This is a genomic window from Mesorhizobium sp. M7A.F.Ca.CA.002.15.2.1 (assembly GCF_003998715.1).
GTDB lineage: Bacteria > Pseudomonadota > Alphaproteobacteria > Rhizobiales > Rhizobiaceae > Mesorhizobium > Mesorhizobium ciceri.
Genome location: NZ_RZPI01000221.1, coordinates 1 through 7,857, shown reverse-complemented (window position 1 = coordinate 7,857; position 7,857 = coordinate 1). Strand labels below are relative to the sequence as shown.

The window sequence follows — 7,857 nt, the reverse complement described above, 5'->3', positions numbered from 1 at the left end:
GCCTGGGCGCACGCGATCTCCCGGGCAGGAATGGCCCTTAGTGCTGCCCGCGACGAGCCCACCGCCGCCGCGGCTTCCGGTATCGACATTCCCAGGGAAAGATTGGTGGCATTCGTCATATCAGGCGCGGTGATGGGGCTGGGCGGTGCGCTCATGGCTCATTCCATCGGCGTGGTCACACCCGACACATTCTATCTCGGTCTCACCTTCATCACCCTTTCCATGCTCGTCGTCGGCGGCATGGGCAGCCTGTCGGGGGGTGTGGTGGGTGTCGTCCTGCTGTCCGCCCTTATCCAGGCGCTGCGCTGGCTGGAGGCAGGCGTATCGCTCGGCGAGTCCACTTTCGCCCTCCCGAAAGGGGTTCAGGAAATAGCCCTCGGCGTCATCATGATCGTGATCCTCGCGCTTCGCCCATCCGGACTCATGGGCAACCGCGAGATCACCTTACCCCGCAGCAGTCGCAACAAGTGACCGGCGGCACAAGCCCGACCGGAAAACAAAAAGGAGACGTGCATGACATACAAAATGAGAATTGTCGCAACCGCTCTGGCCTCGATGTCCATCGCATACCCGGCCCTGGCCGATGACAAGACCATCGTCATCGGCTTCGCCACTGCGGAGTCGGGCTTCATGGAAGCCTATGACAAGCCTGCGCAGGAGGCGGCCTTGATCCGCATCGACGAGATCAATGCGGCTGGCGGTCTGCTTGGAAAGCAGATCAAGGTCGTCAAGGCCGACACCAAGTCCGACCGGGCCGAAGGCGCCAAGGCGGGCCTCTCCGTGCTCGACCAGGGCGCGGATCTCGTGGTCGTCTCGTGCGACTACGACTTCGGATCGCCGGCTGCGCTCGCGGCCGAGGACGCGGGCCGTATCTCCTTCTTCCTGTGCGCGGAATCGGTCAAGGCCGGTATCCAGGGTGTCGGCCCGCACAGCTTCTCCGCGTCGGTGCTGGCGCCCGTGCAGGGCGCGACCATGGCCGAGTGGGCATTCAAGGAAAAAGGCGCAAAGGACTTCTACCGTCTGCTCGATACCTGGACGGCCTACAACAAGGGCATCTGCGACGGCTTCGACTGGATGATGCCGAAGCTCGAAGCCCAGGGCGCGAAGCTTGTCGGTGAAGACACCTTCAAGAACGAGGACGCCTCCATCGCCGCGCAGATCACCCGCATCAAGTCTCTGCCGAAGGAGCCGGATGCGATCATGCTTTGCACAATGATGCCGGGCGCTGTTTCGGCCATCAAGCAGCTTCGTGCCGCGGGCATCAACTCCATGATCCTGAATGGCTCGGGCGTCGACGGTAGCTATTGGCTATCCGCTGTGCCCGATCTGACGAACTTCTACGTCCCCGTTCAGGGATCGATCTATGGCGACGATCCCAATCCGGAAGTGCTGAAGTTCAATGCCACCTACAAGGCGAAGACAGGCGCCGATCCCTCGAGCCAGTATGTCTTTCCGGGTTACGTCATGGTCGACGTCTGGGCCAAGGCGGTGGAGCGTGCAGGCACGACCGATGCCGACGCCGTCGTCGCGGAACTGGAGAAGATGAAGAACGAGCCGACGCTGTTCGGGCCTCGTACCTTCACGCCGGAACTGCATCACCAGAACCAGACGCGGTACCTGATCGTCGAGACCAAGGCCGGCAAGCCGGGTGTTGTAGGCAACTGGACGATTTCCGAGCCGGTACCGATGGAAGCCTTGCTCAAGTAAGAAGATGGGCCGGGTAAGCCCGGCCCTTTCGTAGGATCTTGCCTTTGGACAAAAAACGAGGGCGGCCCGCTTGGACCGCCCTTCGTCGCCCGATGAATTCAGATTTTCGCTACCCTCGCGCTTTGCGGTAGGAATCCTTGAGCGCTATGAGCTCCCCCGAGAAAGCGAAGATATCGCAGCCGTCGACTTCGATTTGCTGCCCCGCTGCCGTGGTGCCGACGAAGCGCCATGATGAAAGCCCGGTGTCGCCCGTCACGACGTGCCGTCCCCTGGTCCACGCGGCCTTCGGGAAAGCATCGAACAGCGCTGCATAGGCGGCGCGCACGGCGTCACGCCCCATATGCTTGCGCCCTTCGGCATCGGGTCCGGCCGAGCCGTGGAAAGCGCAATTCTCAGCCATGCAGTCCATCAGCGCGCCCACATCGCGAGCGTTCCAGGCAGCGAGGAACCGGTCAAGCACGGCGAGCCGCCTGGCTGCGAGATCGCCGGCCTCAACGACCTCGACCTCCAGGAAGGCCAGCGGCGCATCGCCGGCATTGATGATGTTGTGGGCCACACCCGTCCGCCGCGAATAGGGCACCCCTTGAGTGAGGGCGGCTTGCGACTGCGCGCCGTCCGGGCCTTCGAGACCGAGCTTGCCGTCCGTAAGCGGCACGATGACGTAGTCATGGCCATGGATGTGCCAGCCGGTCTCGGCCCCGGCGGCAAAGCGCCATTCGGTGACCCGAAAGCGTTCGTCGTCGATATGGACGACCGGTTCGGCTTTCATGCGGGTCATTCAAGTCCCTCCTTGGCAACCGCACCGGTCAGGCGCTCAAGCGTCCGGCCCATGCGCGTCATGATTTCTTTCACATCGTCTTCTGTCGAGATCATCGGCGGGCAGAGCGCGAGCTGATCGCCGATGGCGCGGAAGATGAGGCCTTCCTCGTGGCCGAAGCCTGCTGCGATACCCCCTGCGCGCCCAACCTTGACGAAGGGGCGTTTCGTCGCCTTGTCTGCCACCAGCTCAACGGCGCCGATAAGACCGGTGCCCCGCGCTTCGCCGACAAGCGGGTGATCGGCAAATGAGCGGATGCCGGCCTGGAACGACGTCTCGAGGCGGGCCGCGTTTCCGATCAGGTCCCGCTCCTCGAAGATGGCCAGGTTTTCGAGACCCACTGCCGTCGCGACCGGATGACCTGACGCCGTGAAGCCGTGGCCGAAATTGCCGATCGTGGCGGTGTTGTCGGCGATCGCCTGATAGATCGCATCGGAGAAAATGACGGCGGCAAGCGGCATATAAGACGACGTGATTTGCTTGGAGACCGTCATGATATCAGGCGTGAAGCCGTATTTCTGAGCGCCGAAGGGCGTACCAAGCCGCCCGAAACCACAGATCACCTCGTCCGCTATCAGAATGATATCATTTGCCCGGCAGATTTTCTCCACGCCTTCCCAGTACCCGACCGGCGGTGGCAGAACGCCGCCGGCTGCCATGAGCGGCTCTCCTATGAAGGCTGCGATGGTGTCAGCCCCTTCTTCGGCGATCACCGCTTCCAGCTCGGCGAGCAGGCGCGCCGTGAAGGCGGCTTCGTCTTCGCCTGCCATGCCGAAGCGATAGAAGTGCGGGCAGGTCAGGTGGCGAACGGGAATGGCCGGCAGATCGAAGTCGCGATGGTTGACCGGCAAGCCTGTCAGGCTGCCGGAGGCGACGGTGATGCCGTGATAGCCCTTGGTCCGTGCCAGGAATTTCTTCTTTTTTGGCCGGCCCAGCGCGTTGTTCATGAACCACATCATCTTGACGATGGTGTCGTTGGCTTCCGAGCCCGACGACGTGAAGAAGACACGCGTCAGGTTTTCCGGCGTCATCTCCACGAGTTTCTCCGCGAGCCGGATGGATGGCTCATGCGCCTTGGAGGAGAAGGTGTGGTAGTAGGGCAGCTTCAGCATTTGCTGATAGGCAGCGTCGGCCAACCGCTTTTCCGAAAAGCCGACGCCCACCGACCAGAGCCCGGCCAGCCCTTCGATGTATTCCTTGCCGCGTTCGTCATACACACGGATGCCGTCGCCGCGGCTGATGATCAGCGGCCCGGTTTCTTCGTGCTGACGCAGGTTGGTGTAGGGGTGCATGGTGGTGGCGATGTCGGCGGCGGCGAGAGAGTTGGAAAGCGCATCCATGGAAGTCCTCAGCGGCTTGGAGAAATGGTTCGGGCAGTGAGTTCGAGATAGTCCTCGAGTCCCTTGCGTGGAGCTTTCACGATTCGGGAGAATGAATCATGGCAGGCCGTTGGAATGAGTGTCGATGATCCGCCGCATCAGCGCGGCGACGTCGCGCGCATTCGGCGGATCGGAGTGGATGCAGACGGTGTCGAAGTCGACCGGGCGGATCGTGCCGTCTGTCGTGACGAGTTCGCCTCGAGTAAGCGCCCCCATCATGCGGTGCTCGGCAAGCGTCAGGTCGATGGCCGACTGGACGCGCGGGATGATCAGGCTGCCGCCGGGAGCGTAGGCAAGATCGGGAAAGAACTCGCCCACGAAGGCAACGCCGAGTTCGGCTGCCGCCGTCTCGTGACAGGTTCCCGCCATGCCGAAGAGAGGGACGCCGAACGGCTTGACCGCCGCGGCAATTGCCCGGGCAGTGTCGACGTCGTGCGCGGCCATGCCGTAAATGATGCCATGCGGCTTGACATGGCTGAGTTGCCCGCCCTCGGCGGCCAGCATCCCTGTCAGAGCACCGATTTGATAGAGGAAGGCAGCTGTCAGTTCCTCCGGCTGAAGTCTCATTTCGCGCCGGCCGAACCCCTCACGATCGGGAAGGGAGGGATGCGCGCCGACCCGCTTGCCATGCGAAAGGGCGAGCCGCACGGTCTTCAGCATCGTCCATGGATCGGAGGCGTGGAAGCCGCAGGCGATGTTGGCGCAATCGATATGAGGCATGATGCCGGCATCGTCACCGAAGCGCCAGTTGCCGTAGCTTTCGCCCATGTCGCAGTTCAGGGTGACCATGGTTTACTTGCCTCAGCCCAGAGTGTTCAACGCCCAGCCGGGGGCGATGTGCGGGAATTCCGGCGGTGGTTCGCGCTCATGCAGCAGTCGAAGCACGCGCGGCGGCGTCAGTGGCAGCTGCCGCACCGGCTTGCCGATGGCGCGTGCCACAGCGCAGCCGATCGCCGCGCCCACCGCCAGGATCGGGACCTCGCCCGCACCCTTGGTGCCTAGAGGCCCCATCGACGGCGCGCCCTCGTAAAGGTCGGCGGCGACCGGAACCACATCCTGCGCCAGCGGCAGGCGATAAGTCTCGAAATCGTCCTGCGCGATGCATCCGTCGGCGGTGAGCGTCACCTCCTCGTGCAACGCATAGCCGAGCCCCTGTACCACGCCGCCCTGTATCTGGCCCAGGATGGCGCGCGGGTTGAGCGCGCGGCCGACATCTTGAACTACGCGATAGGCCAGCACCTCGACATGGCCGGTGTCCGGATCAACCGCCACCTCGGCCTCGTGAACGACGAAGACGGGAATGTCGAGCGCATCGATGAAATGCCCCATCGCGCAGCCGGACATTGCCGGAGTGTTCCTGGCGGCAAAGGCCCCGCTTCCGGTGATCGGGCCAGTGGTTGCCTGTGCATGGGCGACGACAGCGGGGATCGACATGCCGGAACCGGGACGTCCCGTGATCTCGACACGACCGTCCCGCAGCACCAGGTCTTCCGGTCGGGTCTGGAGCATCTCGCCGGCGGTCCGAAGCAGCTTCTCCCGCACTTCCGCGCAGGCGGCGATGCTCGCGGCACCAATGGACACGGTGGTGCGCCCACCGCCAACGCCGACATCGAGACCGGCGGCATCCGTATCGGCTTCGCGCACGATCACCTGGTCGGGAGCAAGCCCGAGCTGCCCAGCCACGATCTGCGGCAGGGATTGCACCATCGTGCCGGATCCGATCTCCACACCCGAGGTGACCAGCGTTGCGCTGCCGTCGGCGTTCAAATTCACCGTCGCCGCCGAAGGCCCGACGAAAACGAACCATGTGCCGACCGTGGTCGCAATTCCATAGAGCCTGCCGTCGGCCTCGGCCTCTGATGTACCGGTGCTGGCGCGCAGTGTCTCCATGCGATCGAGCATCGGACCCAGCACGTCGGCCTCGAAAACCTGCCCCGTGGCACCGAGATCGCCATCTCCCAGGACATTTTTCTTCCGGAACTCCATTGGGTCGAAGCCTAGCGCATCGCAGATTTCGTCGGTGTGTCGCTCCAACGCGAAGGTGTTGTAGACGCCGTTGCAAGCTCGGAAAGCGCCGTTGGGTGGTGTGTTGGTGTATACGGCGCGGCTGACGAGCCGCGTTGCGCCAACCCTGTAATTGCCGCCCAGCGTGTGCGCCGTCATCGTTGTCAGGAAAACCTGTTCGCCGCCATACGCGCCGCAGTCCATCAGCACGACCGCCTCGCGTCCGGCGATGTATCCTTCGGCGGTGACAGCGGAGCGAATGCGGATTTCCGCATTCTCGCGGCAGAGGCAGGTTGCCATCTCTTCCTGCCGGGTGTTTTCCAGGACCACCGTGCGCCCGGTCATCCGCGCCAGAAGTGCCGTGATCGGCTCGATGGACGCATCGAATTTCAGGCCGAACCCGCCTCCGACAGGCGGCACGGTGACCCGCACACGCCCGGGCGCAAGCTGCATGACCCTTCCGGTGACGTTGCGAACTGTCCAAGGCACCTGCGTCGAGGTCTGGATGTGAGCACGGCCGTCCTCCCAGGAGCCGATGGCAACGCGCGGTTCGAAAGGCACATGGCTCTGCCGGCCGACGGTGAAGCTGCTCTCGACAATGCGTATGTCGGGACGGGCGAAGGCCGCATCGACGTCGCCGCGGCTGGATTTTGCCTCCCATGCGATGTTGCCGGCACGTGCGCCGCCCTCGGTGATCACCTCATAGCCGCGCCAGCCCTCGTGGACGAGACGGGCGGCGGGCTGGAGTGCCTCGGCCATGGTGGACACCGGTACCAGCGGCTCGACCTCAAGCATGATGGCGGCAAGCGCCGCCCGCGCCTGCTTCTCCGTTTCGGCGGCAACGACGGCGATCGGCTCGCCGTGATAGCGGATGGTGTCGATGGCCAGGAGCGGATGGTCGGCAATGCCGATGCCGTAGAGGCCTGGCGCGTCGGCGCCGGTCGCCACCGCGCGCACGCCAGGACAGCGAAGTGCCGCCGAAAGGTCGAGCTTGCGGATACGCCCCGCGGAAACGGTCGACCGCAGCAGCACGGCATGCAACATGTCGGGGCGAACCCGGTCGTTGGTGTATTTCGTCCGCCCGCGCAGCTTGTCCTGCGCATCGCGGCGGGGAAGATTCATCACGGTGGCGGACAGCTCAGACATGGAGGCCTCCCACCGACTGGCCAGCCTTCCGCGCTTGGTCAAGGCAGTCGGCCACGGTGTCGACGATCCGCTCATATCCGGTGCAGCGGCAGATGTTGCCGACCATCGCGGCCTTGATGTCGGGACGGCTCGCATGCGGATTGTCACGCACGAACGCCGAAAGGCTCATAACCATTCCTGGAAAACACATGCCGCATTGCACGGCATCGGCGGCCTCTAGATTGGCCTGGAGCGGATGCAGCGCCTGGTTTCCGGAGCTCAATCCCTCGATGGTCGTGACCGCGCACCCCTGGACCAGGCCAATCGGCTTCAGGCAGGACGGCACCGCTTCGTCGTCGACATGCACCGTGCAGGCGCCGCAGAAGCCTTCGCGGCACACGGCTTTGGTCCCCGTCAGGAATCGTTCCCGCCGCAAGATGTCGACGAGCGGCGTCATCGGATCGCCGTGAAAGCTGCAGTCCTCGCCATTCAGCTGGAATGTCACAACCATGCCAGGCCCTCGGTCTTGAGAAGTGCGGCAACACCGCGCTTGACCAGCGGCGGAAGAACCTGGCGCCGGTACCAACCCTCCGCTTCCCTGCCGTCGCGGCCCTGAAAATCATTGTGCTCTAGTGCAAGCCCGGCAGCGCGCTCCGGATCGAGCGCGGAGGCCTGGCTTGCCCTCATCGCCTGTTCGAGCGCCGTCCAGCGCCGCGCTACCGGCTCCACCGAGCCGACGGCGATGCGACATCGTTTGTCCTTGTCCACCGCAAGCGAGACGACGGCGACCGGATAGTCGCCAGCCTTCCGAAGCGGCAGGCGGAT

Annotated in this window: 7 protein-coding genes and 1 pseudogene; 2 read left to right on the top strand and 6 right to left on the bottom strand. The window is 64.1% G+C overall.

Annotated elements, in window-relative coordinates:
* Positions 1-471: branched-chain amino acid ABC transporter permease (locus ENZ74_RS14575; protein WP_164761033.1), on the top strand; the 471-nt coding region annotated here is incomplete at its 5' end.
* A gap of 42 nt (positions 472-513) precedes the next feature.
* Positions 514-1,707, top strand: a complete 1,194-nt coding sequence (locus ENZ74_RS14570; protein WP_013533160.1) for an ABC transporter substrate-binding protein — start codon at positions 514-516, stop codon at positions 1,705-1,707.
* A gap of 109 nt (positions 1,708-1,816) precedes the next feature.
* Here ENZ74_RS14570 and ENZ74_RS14565 read toward each other — a convergent pair whose 3' ends face one another.
* From ENZ74_RS14565 to ENZ74_RS14540, 6 genes and pseudogenes are all read right to left on the bottom strand, one after another.
* Complete coding sequence (locus tag ENZ74_RS14565; protein WP_063167469.1) at positions 1,817-2,485, bottom strand: nuclear transport factor 2 family protein; 669 nt, start codon at positions 2,483-2,485, stop codon at positions 1,817-1,819.
* Positions 2,482-3,864 carry an aspartate aminotransferase family protein gene (locus ENZ74_RS14560; RefSeq protein ID WP_063167468.1) on the bottom strand — a complete coding sequence of 461 codons (1,383 nt, stop codon included), beginning with the start codon at positions 3,862-3,864 and terminating at the stop codon, positions 2,482-2,484. Before ENZ74_RS14560 ends, ENZ74_RS14565 begins: the two co-directional genes overlap by 4 nt.
* Before the next feature lie 96 nt (positions 3,865-3,960).
* Positions 3,961-4,692, bottom strand: a complete 732-nt coding sequence (locus tag ENZ74_RS14555; RefSeq protein ID WP_063167467.1) for a LamB/YcsF family protein — start codon at positions 4,690-4,692, stop codon at positions 3,961-3,963.
* Between the two features lie 12 nt (positions 4,693-4,704).
* Complete coding sequence (locus ENZ74_RS14550) at positions 4,705-7,053, bottom strand: xanthine dehydrogenase family protein molybdopterin-binding subunit (RefSeq protein ID WP_063167466.1); 2,349 nt, start codon at positions 7,051-7,053, stop codon at positions 4,705-4,707.
* A complete protein-coding gene (locus ENZ74_RS14545; RefSeq protein WP_063167465.1) occupies positions 7,046-7,543 on the bottom strand; it encodes a (2Fe-2S)-binding protein in 498 nt (165 codons plus the stop codon). Before ENZ74_RS14545 ends, ENZ74_RS14550 begins: the two co-directional genes overlap by 8 nt.
* Positions 7,534-7,857, bottom strand: a pseudogene (locus ENZ74_RS14540) (molybdopterin dehydrogenase); the annotation flags it as partial. The pseudogene ENZ74_RS14540 and the gene ENZ74_RS14545, both read right to left, overlap by 10 nt.

What these genes read in the sequence shown, in the direction of transcription:
- ENZ74_RS14550 (WP_063167466.1), bottom strand. Translation starts at nt 7,053, where the DNA reads ATGTCTGAGCTGTCCGCCACCGTGATGAATCTTCCCCGCCGCGATGCG.
- ENZ74_RS14570 (WP_013533160.1), top strand. Translation starts at nt 514, where the DNA reads ATGACATACAAAATGAGAATTGTCGCAACCGCTCTGGCCTCGATGTCC.
- ENZ74_RS14565 (WP_063167469.1), bottom strand. Translation starts at nt 2,485, where the DNA reads ATGACCCGCATGAAAGCCGAACCGGTCGTCCATATCGACGACGAACGC.
- ENZ74_RS14560 (WP_063167468.1), bottom strand. Translation starts at nt 3,864, where the DNA reads ATGGATGCGCTTTCCAACTCTCTCGCCGCCGCCGACATCGCCACCACC.
- ENZ74_RS14545 (WP_063167465.1), bottom strand. Translation starts at nt 7,543, where the DNA reads ATGGTTGTGACATTCCAGCTGAATGGCGAGGACTGCAGCTTTCACGGC.
- ENZ74_RS14555 (WP_063167467.1), bottom strand. Translation starts at nt 4,692, where the DNA reads ATGGTCACCCTGAACTGCGACATGGGCGAAAGCTACGGCAACTGGCGC.